The organism is Acidovorax sp. SUPP3334 (assembly GCF_030159055.1).
Taxonomy (GTDB): Bacteria; Pseudomonadota; Gammaproteobacteria; order Burkholderiales; family Burkholderiaceae_C; genus Paracidovorax.
In genome coordinates this window covers 54,435-71,441 of the sequence record NZ_BQXQ01000005.1, presented here as the reverse complement: position 1 = coordinate 71,441, position 17,007 = coordinate 54,435, and the positions used below count along the sequence as shown (strand labels likewise).

The window sequence follows — 17,007 nt, the reverse complement described above, 5'->3', positions numbered from 1 at the left end:
TTTTCTAGGAGATAGAAATGACCCGTAAATCCTGGCCCTTCCTGTCCACGTACCAAGAGCGCAGTTCTGAGCAACGGCTTGCTACCCCGGCCGCTGATTCCACGCGCCTGTCTGCGCAGTCCATTCCGATTTCGCTCGGCACGGAAGGCGTCAGCGGCTCCCCCTCAGCCATGGGCAGCGGGCACCGCAATCATTGTTCCGACTTCGCATCGAGCACCCTGCTGCCTTCGGCTGCCTGACAGAGTTACCGGCCGAAGCCAGCAACACCACTGCTCGGATCTTCTAGCCTCGCCCCGCAAATGGCATCTTGGTGGCCATGACGGTGTGAAACATGACGTTAGCTTCCAAGGGCAAATTAGCCATAAAGAGCACCGACGTGCCGACGATATTCACGTCCATCAAAGGCTCTGCAGCAATCTGTCCATTGGCTTGAGGAACACCCTGGGTCATGCGCTGAGCGAGTTCGGTGCCCGCATTGCCGATATCGATCTGCCCCACGGCGATGTCGTATCGGCGTCCATCCAGCGAAGCCGTTTTGGTCAATCCGGACACTGCATGTTTGGTGGCCGTGTAGGCGATGGAAAACGGTCGTGGCGTGTGCGCAGAGATGGAACCATTGTTGATAATCCGCCCCCCCTGCGGCTGCTGCGCCTTCATCACGCGAAAGGCTTGTTGCAAGCAATAGAACATGCCGTTGAGGTTGGTCCCCACGACGCGGTGCCATTGCTCCAGCGGTAGTTCATCGATAGGCACCGCCGGCGCACCGACGCCGGCGTTATTGAAGAGCAGGTCCACCCGGCCAAACACCTCCACAGCCCGGTCAAAAAGCGCACGGACTGCCTCGTAATCGGCCACATCGGTAGGCACTGCGAGGGCACGATCTTCAACGCCCGCTTCAGCAATGGTTTCCCGGAGCAACGACTCGCGCCGCCCCGCCAAGACTACATTCCAGCCATCGCGGAGCAACGCAAGGGCAGCGGCCTTGCCGATGCCGGATCCGCCACCCGTGACGATGGCTACTTTCGAAGCGTTACTCATCATCTGTTCCTGACCTTGGCTTACATCGCACGACCGACCTCATCGGCGGGACTTTCGGCCTTTGGGGGATGGCCCAGCCCGTTTGCCGGAGGGCTTGGAAGGCGCTTTACGCGACGATCGTTCGTCGGACGATGCACTGCGGGGCGATGATTTCTTACCGGTCGATGGGCCAGCATGCGCACCACGGCCTTCGGACGAACCGTTTGTACCCGTGGTCGCCCTGCCCTTGGTCGGGCGGGGCAATGCCAGGTCTTCGCCCTCGCGAACGAGCCGAAAATCGATCTTGCGGCCATCCAGGTCCACCCGGCTGACCTGCACCCTCACTCGGCTGCCGATCGCATAGCGGATACCGGTGCGCTCGCCACGCAGCTCCTGGCGGGCCTCATCGAACTTGAAGTACTCGCCGCCCAGTTCGGTGATATGGACAAGCCCTTCGACGTACATCGCGTCCAACGTCACGAAGATCCCGAAGCTGGTTGCAGCACTGACAACTCCGCTGTATTCCTCACCCAGATGCTCGCGCATGTACTTGCACTTGAGCCAGGCCTCGACGTCGCGGCTGGCCTCGTCGGCGCGGCGCTCATTGGCACTGCAATGCAGTCCCGCGGCCTCCCACGCCTGCGTCTCACGACTGGCCACGGGCGGCTCTTTGCGTGGCTGCGTGGTCGGCGCGGCGACCCGTGCTGCCAAGCGTTTGGCCAGTTTGGCGTGGGCTTCGCCGGGGGTTGGCAAAGCCGGCAGCCGGTACTTGGTCTTGCCGAGAATCGCCTTGATCACCCGATGAACCAGCAGATCCGGGTAACGGCGGATCGGGCTGGTGAAATGGGTGTATGCCTCAAATGCGAGCCCGAAATGACCGCTGTTGCTCGGCGTGTAGATGGCTTGCTGCATGGACCGCAGAAGCATCGTGTGAATCTGCTGCGCGTCCGGCCGGTCTTTGGTGGCGTCAGCGATCGCCTGGAAATCCCCGGGTTTCGGATCGTCGCCGATCGTCATGCCCACGCCCATCGCCTTCAGGTAGTTGCGCAAGATCTCCTGCTTTTCAGGAGTCGGGCCTTCGTGCACGCGGAAAAGCCCCGGCTGACCGCCTTGCGCGATGAAATCGGCGCTGCACACATTGGCCGCCAGCATGGCTTCTTCGATCAGGCGGTGCGCATCGTTGCGAGTGCGAGGCACGATCTTTTCGATGCGGCCGTTGTCGTCGCAGATGATCTGCGTTTCAGTGGTTTCAAAATCCACCGCGCCGCGCACATGGCGCGCGGCCAGCAGCGCCCGGTATACGTCGTGCAGGTTGAGCAGGTCTTTGACCCGTGCCTTGCGTTTAGTCGCCTCAGGCCCGCGCGTGTTGGCCAAGATGGCCGCCACCTCGGTGTAGGTGAACCGCGCATGGCTGAACATGACCGCGGGATAGAACTGGTACGCGTGCACATCGCCCTTGGCGGTGATAAGCATGTCGCAAACCATGCACAGGCGCTCGACATCCGGGTTCAGCGAGCAAAGTCCGTTAGACAGCTTTTCGGGCAGCATCGGAATCACACGGCGCGGAAAGTACACGCTCGTGGCCCGGTCGTACGCATCGATGTCAATCGCACTGCCGGTCTCCACATAGTGACTGACGTCGGCAATCGCGACGAGCAGGCGCCATCCCTTGGCACGTCCGACTTTGGTGGGCTCGCAATACACCGCATCGTCGAAGTCGCGCGCATCCTCACCGTCGATGGTTACGAGTGGCACGTCCGTCAGATCGACCCGGCTGCGCTTGTCCTGGGCACGTACCTTGTCCGGCAGCACCTTGGCCTGCGCCAGTGCATCGGCTGAAAACTCATGCGGCACGCCGTACTTGCGCACGGCGATCTCGATCTCCATGCCTGGGTCGTCCACCTCGCCCAATACTTCGGTGATACGCCCGACCGGCTGCCCGAACAATGCAGGCGGTTCCGTGAGTTGGACCACCACCACCTGCCCCGGCTTTGCAGCGCCAGTAGCACCTTTGGGTATCAGGACATCCTGCCCATACCGCTTGTCTTCCGGAGCCACGAGCCAGACGCCGCTCTCCTGCAACAGCCGCCCGATGATGGGTTGATTCGGGCGTTCGATGATTTCCACCACGCGCCCTTCCGGACGGCCGCGACGATCCTGTCGAACGATGCGCACGCGCACACGGTCTTTATGCAGGACCGCCCGCATCTCGTTGGGGGGAATATAGATATCGGATTCGCCGTCATCTCGCAGCACAAACCCATGTCCGTCGCGATGCCCCTGCACACTGCCTTCGATCTCGTCTTCGGTGCGCGCAGCAGGTGCGCCGGGGGTCGATTTTTTGATATACAATCTGAGTCTTTCCTGAAATGCCCAGGTGGCGGAATTGGTAGACGCACTAGTTTCAGGTACTAGCGAGTAACATCGTGGAGGTTCGAGTCCTCTCCTGGGCACCAAGTTTAACGATAACCTGCAAGGTTTTCGGACAAAAAAGCCGCTTCTTTCGAAGCGGCTTTTTTTTGCGCCTTTTGCCTACTGCCTCGCATACCAATTCAACAAAATTTCGTCGCTCAGTTTTAGTTCCAAAAAATCACACTATAATCCCAGTCTTTCCTGAAATGCCCAGGTGGCGGAATTGGTAGACGCACTAGTTTCAGGTACTAGCGAGTAACATCGTGGAGGTTCGAGTCCTCTCCTGGGCACCAAATTTAAAAAAGCCGCTGTGTGATCACAGCGGCTTTTTTTTGGCCTTTGTCCAAAATGGATGCCAGTTCTCTGGAAGAAATGGTTCGCGAGCCGGCCATTCGTTTCGGCCAAGACCGATAGACTGGGCCCTGATATCTGGGCCAAACCAGCGCCACTACCAAGATCGCCCATCACAGCGCTCGCATTGATCCAAAGGCAAATGAATGCCTTTAGATCAATGCCACGGAAGCTGCGTAGACACCTTCCTCTAAACCCTTACTTGCGCAGCAGAGCTTTCAACGCATTTTGAAGCCGGCGAGCACTGGATTCGTCGCTTGGGCTCGCCAACACTCGTGCAACATCCTGGCCCCAGGTCTGCACGGGCGTGGGATCGTTGCGGCGAGTGAGCAATTGCAATTGCATCGCACGGCGTGCCTGTAGCTGTTCGGCCGGCGTCGGTACTTCGGCCGCCATTTCCAGGCGCAGCAAGGCTTCGGACGCATCGCCCTGTGGGGCAGCAGATACCGCCTGTGCCCAGGCGGTGCGGACGGTTCCTTGGACCTGCCCACCCAATTCCTGTGTGCTGGGCAGTTGCGCCGAGTCGCGCTTTTGCCACGCAGCGATCAGCTGAGTGAGCGCTTCGCCATGCGCCTGAGCGGCCAGCTTGCGCAGAGTGGATTGCGCGTGCTCCAGCGCTTCGCGTTGCGCACGGAATGCGCTGTCGCCCAGGCGGGGACCACGAGGCTCCGACCGCTCGGAGAAACGATCACCACGGTCTCCGAATCGATCGCCACGCGCATCACCGCCTCGGCCCGCATCCCTCGGGCCGCGCCCATCCTTGCGGTCACCTGGACGCCCAGGACGACCCGGCACCGCCGGTGCATCCTTCTTCATGCCAGGGCGGTCATCGCCGCGCACCGCCACCACGGGACGGGGGGCAGGTTTGGGCGCTGCGGTGGCTGGCACCGGAGCACTTTGGTCGACGTTGGCGTTGCCCTCTTCCACATCTGGTGCAGCAGCGTCCGTCGGACCAGCAGCCGCGCTTTCCGCAGAGACGGCAGGCCGAGGCTCTGCCGTTGCTGCCGCAGAAGCAGCGGCCTCGTTCGCCAAAGCCTGTCCGCGCAATGCAGCGTCCAAAGCGGCCATGGCAGCGCGAATCTTTTGTGCATCGCCACTGGCGTTGGCTTCTTCAAGCGCCTTGGAGGCTTCGAGCACGACACGGTCACGCGCGCTGATTTCGCCAGCCATCTTGTCTCTGTCGGCCGACTTGCGATTGAAAGCCTCGTCAATGGGCTTACGGAACGCATCCCAAAGCTTTTGCTCATGCTTGCGGTCCAGCGGTACCGATTGGGCCTCAGACTGCCAACGTTGTTGCAAAGCCTTGACGGCATCGACCCGCAAAGCAGGCGTCGCCCCCAAGGCAACTGCCTCGTCAATCAACGCATGGCGGCGTGCCAAGCTGTCTTTTTGCGCAGTTTCCAGCGGAGCGGCGGCTGCAGACATGGCCTCTTTCCACTGAGGCTGCAGTTCAGTAAATACCTTCTCGCTGACGTGCCCGCCGTCGCGCCAGCGGTCGCCGAACTGATGGAGCGCTCGGTTGACGGCCTTCCAGTCCGGTTGACCGGCACTGGCCTGGGCTGCCGTCCAGGCCTTGACCTCTTCGATCAACGCCACACGCTGCGCTTTGTGTTCGGCAGCGTCGGCACGCACTTTTTCCAGCCATGCTTCGACCACCTTGTGGGCGGCGTTGCAGGCTTCGTCGAATTTCTTCCAGAGCGCATGGTTGGCAGGACCGCCTTGATCCGCCTGCTTCCATTGCTCACGCAACTGGCGAAGGGTCTCCTGCATCTTCCGGCCGCCCAGGGCCTGACCTTCAGGGCGTTGCAGCAGGCCTTCGGCACGGGCAACGAGGTCTTCACGGACCTGGTCCGCGCTCCAGCGCTGCCAGCCTTCGAGTTCGCCGGCAGCCACCAACGCGGTGTGCACCTGCTGCTCAAAAGCGGCATCGATGTGCTTGCCATGTGTCTTGAGCACCGCACGCAGCGCAGCGGCGGCTCCAGCGCTGGCTTTGCCATGGCCCTCCGCCGTTTCACGCTCCAGCTTGCCCAAGGCTTCCCGCACTGCCTGCCCCGCCTTTTCCCGAACTTCGGGATCGACCTTGGGACGTGCTGCCGGGCGGGCAGAAGCCTGCTGCGCCGCCGCAGTTTCCGATGGCTGACCACGGGCTACGCGCAGTTCGTCTGCCCAGACCGGTACGGGCGGAAGCGCCGCAGCGGGGTCTTGTGCCGCCGCCACAGCCTGTGCCACCGCGGGCTGAAAAGCATCCCAGACCACCAGCAACTGGGTGCGCGATGCATCCAGCAACGGCGGAAAACGTGCCTCCACGCTTGCCCAGGATGGGTCGCCCGTCAACTCCTGGGCCTGTTGTTGCCAACGGTCCACATCGACACGCAAGGCTTCCAAAGCGGCCTGGGCATCGCGCCACGGCTTGGTGGACAGCACTTCGATGCGCTGAGCGAGCAATACCGCTGCCTCGCGCTGCACCTGAACGCGGTGCTGCAGATCTTCAATCACCTTCATGCGCTCAGCCAGTTGCAACTTGAGCGAAGCCAACGGCTCGCGGGACAAAGGCGCGCCAGCTTTGGCTGCGTCACGCTGCCATGCCAATGCATCGGCGATATTCAGCTTGCCGGCCGACAAAAGGCCTTGCGCTTTTTCGGCCCACTCCGCAGCGATGGCTTCCTGGCCCTTGGCGCGTCGGATTTCGTCGAGGCGTTCGCGCACGGCACGGGCAGCCCCTTTGTCACGCCCACTCAACTCCTTGAAGACCTCTTGCAATTGCTCGGGCGCTGGCTGCGTCTGAAGCCATTCGCGGATTCGCGACGCCCTTTCTCCCGAGGTCGCGGCAGAAAACGCGCCGCCCGTCAGCGCATCCAGGGGATGCGGCTCGGTGTGCTTGGCCGGGGCCGGGTTCACTTCGGGTGCGTCAGACATTTTGTTGCGAGAAGAAAAAGGAAACATGGATTCAGTGGGTAAACGGGGCATGGCCGATGAAGCCAGCGCCTAATGGCAGCGCAGACGACGCCGCCGGAAACAGGGCGGGCTATTTTCGCCCGGTTTTGGCAAGACCTCTGTGCCGTGCGATTTATCCAGCGCAACTTGAGCGCCAGAGCCCTCGTTAAAACACCAGCGCTTTGCATATGAGGCGCACTGCCGCGACTGCAATACGGCACTGTAGCCCAGGGGCCTCTCGGAATGCAAAAGCTTGTTTCTACGCTCGAGCCCATCAGTCATCGCGTTGAGAGCGAGAGTTCTGCATAGGGCGCCCAGTTCGGGCTTTCCGGATCGGTTTTAGGGGCTCCGACAAACAACCGGTCCAGCGATACCTGTCTGCTGGCCAAATAGTCGCGGACTGCCAGACCGCGCGCCTGCGCCAATTCCCTCATGGCATCGTCCGGCACGGCAATATTAGCGAGCAGCAGGGCTTCCATTTCAGGCACGGATAGCTCTTTGGCCATTCCGACCAGATTCCGGGGTTTTGCGATATCGGCCCTGCGGTAGACCTCCTGGAGCAAGTCTGAATACTCCTGCGCAGTCGGCGCCGGCAGCTCGGTCCCGGACGGCTGCTGACCCGCCCGCGCAGCCGCGCGGCGCTTTTGGGCCATGATCCGGGACAGCAGCTGCGCCCGCTTCCACCCTTCGCGATCGGCATCCAATTGCGCATGCCCGGCAACGGTCATGCTGAGGCCCGGTCGATCCGAGAGTGCCTTCCCGACCTTGTCGAGCGCCTTGCGTGCTTCTTCGTCGAGCACCGGGCTGCCTGGTGCGAAAGTCACGCGATCCAGCTCAGTGCTCCCGCCCATCCATCCCGTCAGCAATGAAAAAGGAGAGGTGATCGCTTTCATCACCAGATTTCCAACGGCGCGAAAGATGACAGGTCCCAGGCGAAACTGCGGATCGTTCAGCGAGCCGTTGATCGGCAACTCCACATCGATCACCCCGTTGCGATCGGCCAGCAACGCCACGGCAAGCCGCACGGGAAGACTGGCAGGTGCGCCTTCCACCGGGTCGCCAAAGCGCAACTGGTTCAACACGAGTTTATTGCCGGCCGTCAATTGCCCATCCGGTAAAACGCGATAGTTCACGTCCATGCTGAGCTTGCCGCGCTCGATCCCGTGGCCTGCATATTTGATGCTGTAGGGCGAGAGCGGCGGCAACTCCAGATCACGCATTCGTCCCTGGATGTCCAGCGCCAGCGGTTTGGCCAAGGGGTTCAGGCGCCCCGTGATTTCCAAAGAGGCCGAGCCCTGGGCGCGACCGCGCAGTTGCAGATCGGCCATGGTGGGCTCGCTGCCCTCCCCCGGGGGCACGGACGCAAAGGCACTGAGCCGCCCGTTCAAATCGCTCAGATCCGCAGAGTAATTGGGCCGGACGAACGAGTCTGTGAATCGGACCGAACCACCGGTGAGCACTACGGGTCCGAACCGGAGAACGGGAGCCGACGATTCCGACGCACCGGAGGCCGGCTGAGAGGCGCTTGCATTCGCTGAAGCAGCAGCTTCGCCCTGCGATGACCGCGACAAGTCTTGCAGGTTGATCCGGCCATTGGGCTGCACGATGATGCGTGCGAAAAAATCACTCAGCGCGGTTTCCTTCACCTCCACGGCAGCAGGCTTGCCAGGCGTCAAATCGACATCGAGACCCTGCAAGGCCAGCGTCTTCCAGTTCAGCAGCTCTTCCCCACGGGTTGACGCAGCAGGTGCCGCAGCCTTGGAAGGATCGGATGTCGGCGCTGGGGCAGCAGCGACCAAAGTACGCACCCGCACATCCTCCAGCGAGGCATTGCCCTGCACACCGACGGCTGCCCCGTTGGCCTGCGCGGCATAGCGCACCTGCCCGTTGAAGCTGGCCAGCGCGCGAATGACATCCACCGCCAACGGGCTGTCCACATACGGCTCGAACGGATGCAACGGAACGCGGGAGATCTGCACCTTGCCTTGCGCCAAAAGAGGTGCCAGCTGCAAAGAACCGTCATAAGAGAGGCTGCCAGGCTCGGACCGGCCAGCCGTCAGACGCGTGGACGCGGAGATCGACAGCGGCGACGCCGTTGCCCCGCCAGTGGCAGGCCAAACGACACCCTTGGCCCGCAGCTGAAAAGCATCAAAAAGAGCCGATACCGGCTGGGCCTTCGCAGCGTCGTTGAAGGCCAGCATTCCGCCATCTACCGATACTTCGGCCAATTGCAAGCCCCAGATCGGCTCGCCAGACTGCGTCACCCCGGACTTGGTCGGTGCAGGCGCCTTTTCGGTGGCGCCAGGAAGCGGTTGCGCCAGCCATCGCTCCAGCATCCATCGACCATCGGCGCCGCGATCAAGGCGCAGCTTCGGTCGAAGGGCCGCCACACGCCGAATGGACACGGCACGCAGGGGCATCTGAACCAAAGCGTCTTCCACCTCGATGCGGCCCACTTCAGCCAATGACGTGGTGTTGCGCAAAGCCAGTCCGGCGGCGGCGCCTGCAGGGCAATCCCGCGCAGACGCACACGCCAGTTCCGCGCCATCCACCGACAGCTTCGCCACCTTCGCCGCCCACGCCGGGCCATTCCAGGCCATCCCAAGATCCGAGTCCAAGATACCGGAAAGCTTCGGCTGAATCACGCCGGCCAGATAAGGCTGGGCCATGGCCAACGGCCAGTTGCGTACGGAAGCCGCGACATTGCCAGACGCCGCGCCGACCTGCCCTTGGAACGACACCGCGGCGGCATCGCCGCCCTGCTCTGACGACAGCTTTGCATCCGCGACGAACTGCAATGGCTTATCGAAGGGAAACACCAGGCGGGTGGCGTTGATGCGCAGGTCGCTTGCGAAAACACGGGCCGGCTGCGGTGTGCTTTCGTCCAGCCAATTGACCTTGCCGCCCGCCACAGCCACACGATCCACCAGAAAGTTCCAGGATGGATTGGGGGCGGCAGCCTTGCCGGATGACGAGGTGGCAGGCTCGGCCGCCTTGCCGGCCAGCAATGCCAATCGGCCGTCTCGGTTGCGCCGAACCGTTGCACTGGGATTGCGCAACTGCAGCGACGCCAGATGCGCCTTGCGTTGCAGGGGCTGCAATTCCTTCAGATGGGCAGTCAATGCATCGAACGCCAGCAAATGACCGCCCTGCGGATCGCTCAGCCGCGCGCCTTGGATCTGCAAGGCTCCACTCAGCGCGAGCGAAGGCTCTGCATGCTGTTGGAACGTCAGCCGAAGATCGGCGTCCAGCGTGCCTTGCTCCACGCGCGCGGGCAAGTCATCCGGCAGGTAGGCCAGAAATGGGTGCAGATCGAGCCCTTTGAATTGCAGCGTGGCCTCGGTGTCGCGGCTGTCCAGGAACGGCGTGCTCTGCGCACCGGTATTGAATGCCGTGCCATTGAGTTGAAAGGCGAGGTGCGGTGCGACTTTGACCGCTTGGTCAGCCGGCAGATTGCTCAGAAAGGGAACGCTCAAAGACAGGCCGCGCAAGGTCTGGACCTGGCCCTTCGCCACGTCGTTGAAGTCGATGGCACCGTCACGAACCATCACGTTGTAGAGGGAAAAGCGCTGAGGTTGGGCGCTCGGCTCGCTGGCAGGGGTGGCCAGCTTCTTCAACAGGTCATCGAAGTCGGTGCGCCCAGCCGCCGTGCGGTTCAAGCGCAGCACCGGCGCATCGATTTCGAGCGCATCGATCACTGGTGCCAGGTGCCACAAAGACCGCAACTCTGCATCTATATAGAGGCGACCAATTTCCAGTAACGGCTCCTTGCCGGAACTGTCGGCGGCGACCTTCAGGCCATGCACTTGCAGTTCAAGGGTCCAGGGCTTGAAATCGATCTGCCCGACGGAGATTTCTCGGCCGATTTGCGCCGAAGCCTTCGTCTGCAGCGCGTAGCGCAATCCGGCGGGCACCAGGCACCAGGTCAGCGCCCATACACCCAGCCATATGAGCACGGCCCAGGCCAAACGTCGCGCCCACGGGGTTTTGATCAGAGATAGCGCTTTCGAAGCCACGTGAGGAATCCGGTTCTGATTGCGAAGATCACCGATTCCAGCAGAAATCGATGGGCTCGACATGTAACCGGACGCAAAAAGAAAGCCCGGCGGGATCTGTCGATCCGCACCGGGCTTGACGGCTGACGCAACGGTCTTTGCCATCGTTTGCACCATGGAGTTGAACGTCCACGGGGCAGGAGACAAGGTATTGCCTCCGGGGTCTGCCTTGGAAGCTGGGCCTTTCACCTTCATCGCACTGCATGCGTTTGAAGGGCGGATTCACTTCGTCCGGCGATGCCTTAATCACTCAGGCAAGCCCAATGTAGCCAAGTTCGCGGGGCGCCACAAACTGAATTTTCAATCGGTCAGCCGAGTGCGATTGCCTTCTTGAGCTTTGTGCGGCCACAAAGGTAACCATCGCTGAGCACCCTTCCCAAAAAGAACCGGAAATCTGTGTTTCCTACCAGCTTTTTTAGATTCAATTGATCTAACAAATCGATTTGTTAGTATTGACTATGCATTAAGAGCCCTCCTAGAATCCGCGAGCCCTAAAAACAGGGCTGACGATCTTCCATTCGCTGCCGATACCGGCTAAGTCAGTTCGCACATTGCCCGCCCCATGGCGGACTTTTCGGACTTGATGGCGTACCAATCCAGGCGAGATGCCTGGCACGGCCTGGCCCCTAGTGGGCCACCTTGCTCAGGCCTCGACTCAGAAAGGAAAAGCTATATGACAGCGTCAGGAAAAGTGGTTGCCGGAGTGCGAACGTTCGCATCCGATGTGATCGACGGTTTTCTTGAAATCACCCACAGCAGCTTTGCCCTCGTTGGCTTGGCAGTTGCCTTTGCCGTCATCACCCTGACGGCACGCCCCGATCTGCGCCAGACCGGAGAAGAAAAGCTGATGGGCTGGCTGCAGTCCCGCAAGGTGGCCATGATCGGCACGCCGATCGAGCCCGAGGCCAGCGAGCGCGCCACCGCGAGCAATCCGAAAGAGTTGCCCAAGGAGCAGGCTGCCGTCACTTACTGGCTCAGCAAAAAATACCGCGTGGCGCCGGAACCCCTGGCGGTGCTGGTGGCCGAGGCTTATGAAATCGGCGGCAAGACCAAGCTGGATCCGACTCTCATCCTCTCGATCATGGCAGTGGAATCGAGCTTCAACCCCTTCGCGCAAAGCGCGGTGGGCGCCCAGGGCCTGATGCAGGTCATGACGAACATCCACACCGACAAGTACCAGAACTTCGGTGGCCACTTCGCGGCGTTCGACCCGGTGAGCAATCTGCGGGTGGGTGTGAAGGTCCTGCAGGAATGCATTGCCCGTGCAGGCTCGCTCGAAGGAGGCCTGCGCTATTACGTCGGCGCTGCCAATCTGCCCGACGACGGCGGATATGCGGCCAAGGTGCTGGCCGAGCACTTCCGCCTGCGCCAGGTGGCCAGTGGCCGGTCGGTGCCGCTGCAGCCGCCTGTGCCTGCGGCGCCTCCCATGCTCTCGACCCAAGGGCCTGCCCAGCCCGCCCAGACCGTTCCCGCCAAGGCGGCTGCGGAAGCAGAAACCCCCAAGGACAGCGCCGACAAGTTGGCGCTCCTTTCCGCCCTTTGATGAATCGATGCCGCGACGGCATCGATTCGCAAAGGGGTGCCCAAGCGCCCGGCTCGGTCAGCTACACTCGCGGGGTACGCAACTGGCGATAGGCGCGGTAGTCCAACGACTCCGCCGCTGACGTGGAAACCGGCAGGGGTTTTACCCCCTGTGAACCACTGGGGAGCGTGCCGCACGGGCTGCAAGGTCCGATGCGTTCCGCCGTTCGCCTGGGCAGCCCTTGTTTCAAGGGACACAAGTTCATAGGACTGCCAAACATGTACCAACGCAATATTCTCGTCAGCCAGGCCGACCCGGAAATCTGGGCCGCCATTCAGGCCGAAAACGTTCGCCAGGAACAGCACATCGAGCTGATCGCGAGCGAAAACTACGCGTCCCCCGCCGTCATGGCCGCCCAGGGCTCGCAGCTCACCAACAAGTACGCAGAAGGCTATCCAGGCAAGCGCTACTACGGCGGCTGCGAGAACGTGGACGTGGTCGAGCAACTGGCCATCGACCGCGTCAAGAAACTCTTCGGCGCCGATGCCGCCAACGTGCAGCCCAACTCGGGTTCGCAGGCCAACCAAGCCGTGCTGCTGGCCTTCCTCAAGCCTGGCGACACGATTCTCGGCATGAGCCTTGCCGAAGGCGGCCACCTCACGCACGGAATGCCGCTCAACATGAGCGGCAAGTGGTTCAACATCGTTTCGTACGGCCTCAACGAAAAGGAAGAGATCGATTACGACGCGCTGGAAGCCAAGGCCCGCGAACACCGGCCCAAGCTGATCATCGCCGGTGCATCGGCCTATTCCCTGCGCATCGACTTCGAGCGCTTCGCCAAGATCGCCAAGGAAATCGGAGCCATCTTCTGGGTGGACATCGCCCACTACGCCGGGCTGGTCGTGGCAGGCCAGTACCCCAATCCCGTTCCGCATGCCGATGTGGTCACCTCCACAACGCACAAGAGCCTGCGCGGCCCGCGCGGCGGCATCATTTTGATGAAGGCCGAGCACGAGAAGGCGATCAACAGCGCCATCTTCCCCGGCCTGCAAGGCGGCCCGCTGGAACACGTGATCGCGGCCAAGGCCGTGGCCTTCAAGGAAGCGCTGGAGCCAGGCTTCAAGACCTACCAGGAACAGGTCGCCAAGAACGCCATCGTGTTCGCCGAAACGCTGATCGCCCGCGGCCTGCGCATCGTGAGCGGCCGCACCGAAAGCCACGTGATGCTGGTGGACCTGCGCGCCAAGGGCATTACCGGCAAGGAAGCCGAAGCTGCCCTGGGCAGCGCGCACATCACCATCAACAAGAACTCGATTCCCAACGATCCTGAAAAGCCGATGGTGACCAGCGGCATCCGCGTGGGCACGCCGGCCATCACGACGCGGGGCTTCAAGGAAGAGGAAACACGCATCACGGCCAACCTGCTGGCCGACGTGCTCGACAACCCGCGCGACGAGGCCAATCTGGCCGCCGTGCGGGCCAAGGTGCACGCACTGACCTCGCGCTTTCCGGTCTACGGCTGATCCCCGCATGCCCGGCTTTCCGCTCGGCACCGCCCGCTACCGCCAGCGCTGGGGTGGGCGGCCACGGGTGCCGGGCTTCTGTTGCCTGCCGGAAAGGAGCACTCGATGAAGTGCCCGTTCTGCAGCCACCCCGAGACGCAGGTGGTCGAAACGCGGGTGGCCGAAGACGGAGACTTCGTGCGCCGGCGCCGCCAGTGCGGTGCTTGCGACAAGCGCTTCACCACGTACGAGCGCCCGGAGGTGAACTTCCCGGCCATCGTCAAGAAAGACGGCAGGCGCATCGAATACGAGCGGGCCAAGCTGCTCGCCTCGTTCAATCTGGCACTGCGCAAACGCCCGGTCAGCACGGTACAGATCGACAGCGCCATCGAGCGCATCGAGGAAAAGCTGCTCAACCTGGGGCAGCGTGAAGTGCTGTCCGGCCACATCGGCGAATGGGTCATGCGCGAACTGAAGAAGCTCGACAAGGTGGCTTACATCCGCTTTGCCAGCGTGTACCGCAGCTTCGAAGACATCGACGACTTTCGCGCGCTCGTGGACGAAGTGCGCAAATAGCTTTTAAGCCTTTCAGGCCTCCAGCGCTTGATGGAAAAGCGCAAGCAGCTATTCAATTCATAGCATCTTAAAACGCGGCACTGTCTGACAGGGCAGGCTGCGGCATTTTCGCCCTCGCGTTCTAAACTGGCCCGGTCCGCCTGCCGGGACCGCTTTCGCGCCCGGTGTCCTCGCCACCACGCCCGCCTGCGCACGCGCGCATCGTTTTCGTCCCATGGATTCCCAGCCGACGCACAACCCGCTTTCTCCCCAAGCCAGCACACCTTCGCACACCCGGCACACCTGGCAGTTCTTTCGGGCGGGCGGTGTGGACCAGGTCACCATTCGCACCGGCGCCGACATCGCCCATCTGGCCGAGCTGGACCAGAAACTCTGGGTGGCCCTCGCCTGCCCGACGCGCGGCATCGAGTTCGACCCGCGGACGCTGGACCTCATCGATACGGACAAGGACGGACGCATCCGCCCGCCCGAGTTGCTGGCCGCCTGCGCCTGGGCCTGTGCACGGCTGCGCGATCCGGACACCCTTGCCCAGTCCGACGACGCACTGGATCTCGAGGCGATCGATGGCGCCACCGAGGACGGTATGGCGCTGGCTGCCCAGGCCAGGCGCATCCTGGCGTTCGCCGGGCAGCCGGACGACACCCGCATCACGCTCGCCCAGGTGCTGGAGCGCAGCGAGCAGCTGAGCGCCATGCGGTTCAACGGAGATGGTGCGATCACCCCGGACACGGCCGAGGACGACGAGGAAGCCGCAGAGGCGATCCGACAGATCCTTGCCACCCATGGCAGCGTGCCGATCGAGCAGAAGGCCGTGAAGAGCGTCACACCGCCGCCCTTGCAGGGGGTGGACCGCACCCATGCCGAGGCTTTTTTCGGAGAGGTGGCCAAGCTGCACGCCTGGGCAGCGCAGGCCAGCGACGGCACCGCCGGCATGGCGCTGGGCGACCGCACGCTCGCTGCCACGCAGGCGCTGAACGCCGTGCGCCACAAGATCGACGATTTCTTCGCGCGATGCCGGCTGGCAGCGTATGACCCGCGGGCGGCGGCAGCGCTCAACCCCACGCCCGAGGAATACGCCGCCATGTCGGGCACCGACCTGGATGCGGATTCCCCCGCCGTAGCCGCCCTGCCCCTGGCACCGATCACGGCCCGTGGCACCCTGCCGCTGGCGCACGGCGTGAATCCCGCGTGGGCCGAAGCGTTGCAGGCGTTTCGGGAAAAGGCCGCCGAGCCGCTGCTCGGCCAAGCAGCCGGGGCACTGTCCGAAGAGGAATGGCAGCAAATACAAAAGGCTCTGGCTCCGTGCCAGAAATGGCTGGCCGACAAACCGGCCACGAAGCTGGGCGCATTGAAGACCGACGCCATCCGCCAGTGGCACGAAAGCGGCGTTCGAGAACGGGTGATGGCCCTGATCGACCAGGACGAAGCCGAAAAGGCCCACAACACGCAGACGGCAGACCTGGAAAAGCTGCTGCGCCTTCGGCGCGACCTGCTCGTGCTGCTGAACAACTTCGTGTCGTTTTCGGCGTTCTACCAGCGCGACGGCGCGATCTTCCAGGCGGGCACGCTGTACCTGGATGCGCGCAGCTGCGATTTGACGGTCCAGGTGGCCGATGCGGGCAAGCACGCCAAGCTCGCTGGGCTGGCCAAGACCTATCTGGCCTACTGCGACTGCACGCGAAAGGGTCAGAAGATGAGCATCGTGGCCGCGTTCACTGCGGGCGATGTGGACTTTCTGTTCGTAGGGCGCAACGGCGTCTTCTACGACCGCCAGGGCCACGACTGGGATGCCACCATCACCAAGCTGATCGAAAACCCCACCAGCATCGGGCAGGCGTTCTTCTCGCCCTACAAGAAGTTTCTGCGCATGATCGAAGAGCAGGTGGCCAAGCGGGCCTCGGCCAGCGACGCGCGGGTCGAGAAATCCCTGGGCGCCACGGCGGGGCAACTGGCCAACACTCCGCTCAAGCCGGCCACGGCCGCAGCCGCGCCCTCCTCCACCGTGGCCGATCCCATGCGCCGCACGGACGTCGGCACGGTGGCCGCCATCGGCGTGGCGCTGGGCAGCATCAGCGCAGTGCTGGTGGGCATCTTCGGCAAGTTCGTGGATCTGGGGGTGTGGATACCGCTGGCCATCATCGGCATCGTGCTCGCCATCTCGGGGCCGAGCATGCTGATCGCGTGGCTCAAGCTGCGCCAGCGCAGCCTGGGGCCGATCCTGGACGCGAGCGGCTGGGCCATCAACGGGCGCATGCGCATCAATACGCGGCTGGGGGGATCGCTGTCGCAGACGGCGAAGGTGCCGGCCAACGCAAGGCGGCTGCTGGACGACCCGTTCGCCGAGCCGCGCCAGTCGGTGTGGTGGCTGGTGGCGGGCCTGGCGGCGATGGGGGCAGTGCTGGCCGCCGCAGCATGGTGGTGGCATAGCGTGGCCCCTGCGCCAGTGCGCGAGGTAGGCCAACCGACCACCGCAGGACGAGCCACGCCCGCGTCGGGAACGCCACAAGAACCGGGTGCGCCATCATCGGGGACGCCGCCTGCATCCGCCGCGCGCTGAAAGTTACCGTACCGGCTTGCAGCCGCCTATCTGGACCAGAACGGCGGTACACCGAACAGCGCCAGAACCGGCCACGGGTGA

At 62.9% G+C, this 17,007-nt stretch carries 9 protein-coding genes, 2 tRNA genes and 1 riboswitch; of the genes, 7 read left to right on the top strand and 4 right to left on the bottom strand.

Going from position 1 to position 17,007, the window contains the following annotated elements; translation table 11 throughout:
* The first annotated feature begins 17 nt into the window (after positions 1 to 17).
* Complete coding sequence (locus AVHM3334_RS03840; RefSeq protein ID WP_284409802.1) at positions 18 to 239, top strand: hypothetical protein; 222 nt, start codon at positions 18 to 20, stop codon at positions 237 to 239.
* Positions 240 to 282: 43 nt separating this feature from the next.
* Here AVHM3334_RS03840 and AVHM3334_RS03835 read toward each other — a convergent pair whose 3' ends face one another.
* Both AVHM3334_RS03835 and rnr read right to left on the bottom strand, forming a co-directional pair.
* Entirely contained in the window at positions 283 to 1,038 is a 756-nt protein-coding gene (locus AVHM3334_RS03835) for an SDR family oxidoreductase (protein WP_284409801.1), read from the bottom strand.
* A gap of 39 nt (positions 1,039 to 1,077) precedes the next feature.
* Positions 1,078 to 3,369: a ribonuclease R gene (gene rnr / locus AVHM3334_RS03830; protein WP_284409800.1), complete on the bottom strand. Its 2,292-nt coding sequence runs from the start codon at positions 3,367 to 3,369 to the stop codon at positions 1,078 to 1,080.
* Positions 3,370 to 3,388: 19 nt separating this feature from the next.
* Here rnr and AVHM3334_RS03825 point away from each other — a divergent pair.
* Both AVHM3334_RS03825 and AVHM3334_RS03820 read left to right on the top strand, forming a co-directional pair.
* Positions 3,389 to 3,473: transfer RNA gene (locus tag AVHM3334_RS03825), tRNA-Leu, on the top strand.
* A gap of 164 nt (positions 3,474 to 3,637) precedes the next feature.
* Positions 3,638 to 3,722: transfer RNA gene (locus AVHM3334_RS03820), tRNA-Leu, on the top strand.
* Between the two features lie 256 nt (positions 3,723 to 3,978).
* Here AVHM3334_RS03820 and AVHM3334_RS03815 read toward each other — a convergent pair.
* Positions 3,979 to 6,723: a DUF349 domain-containing protein gene (locus tag AVHM3334_RS03815; protein WP_284409799.1), complete on the bottom strand. Its 2,745-nt coding sequence runs from the start codon at positions 6,721 to 6,723 to the stop codon at positions 3,979 to 3,981.
* 269 nt (positions 6,724 to 6,992) lie between these two features.
* Positions 6,993 to 10,874 (bottom strand): DUF748 domain-containing protein, encoded by a 3,882-nt coding sequence (locus AVHM3334_RS03810; protein WP_284409798.1) that lies wholly within the window; start codon positions 10,872 to 10,874, stop codon positions 6,993 to 6,995.
* A 568-nt stretch (positions 10,875 to 11,442) separates the two neighbouring features.
* Between AVHM3334_RS03810 and AVHM3334_RS03805 the strand changes: the two genes are divergently transcribed.
* The 4 genes from AVHM3334_RS03805 to AVHM3334_RS03790 all read left to right on the top strand — a co-directional run bounded on the left by AVHM3334_RS03805 (position 11,443) and on the right by AVHM3334_RS03790 (position 16,926).
* Positions 11,443 to 12,312 carry a lytic transglycosylase domain-containing protein gene (locus AVHM3334_RS03805; protein WP_284409796.1) on the top strand — a complete coding sequence of 290 codons (870 nt, stop codon included), beginning with the start codon at positions 11,443 to 11,445 and terminating at the stop codon, positions 12,310 to 12,312.
* 68 nt (positions 12,313 to 12,380) lie between these two features.
* A riboswitch (ZMP/ZTP riboswitch) is annotated at positions 12,381 to 12,534 on the top strand.
* Between the two features lie 35 nt (positions 12,535 to 12,569).
* Positions 12,570 to 13,814 (top strand): serine hydroxymethyltransferase, encoded by a 1,245-nt coding sequence (glyA, locus tag AVHM3334_RS03800; RefSeq protein ID WP_284409794.1) that lies wholly within the window; start codon positions 12,570 to 12,572, stop codon positions 13,812 to 13,814.
* Positions 13,815 to 13,919: 105 nt separating this feature from the next.
* Positions 13,920 to 14,369 (top strand): transcriptional regulator NrdR, encoded by a 450-nt coding sequence (gene nrdR, locus AVHM3334_RS03795; RefSeq protein ID WP_284409792.1) that lies wholly within the window; start codon positions 13,920 to 13,922, stop codon positions 14,367 to 14,369.
* Positions 14,370 to 14,583: 214 nt separating this feature from the next.
* Positions 14,584 to 16,926 carry a hypothetical protein gene (locus AVHM3334_RS03790; protein WP_284409791.1) on the top strand — a complete coding sequence of 781 codons (2,343 nt, stop codon included), beginning with the start codon at positions 14,584 to 14,586 and terminating at the stop codon, positions 16,924 to 16,926.
* The last annotated feature ends 81 nt before the right edge of the window (positions 16,927 to 17,007 follow it).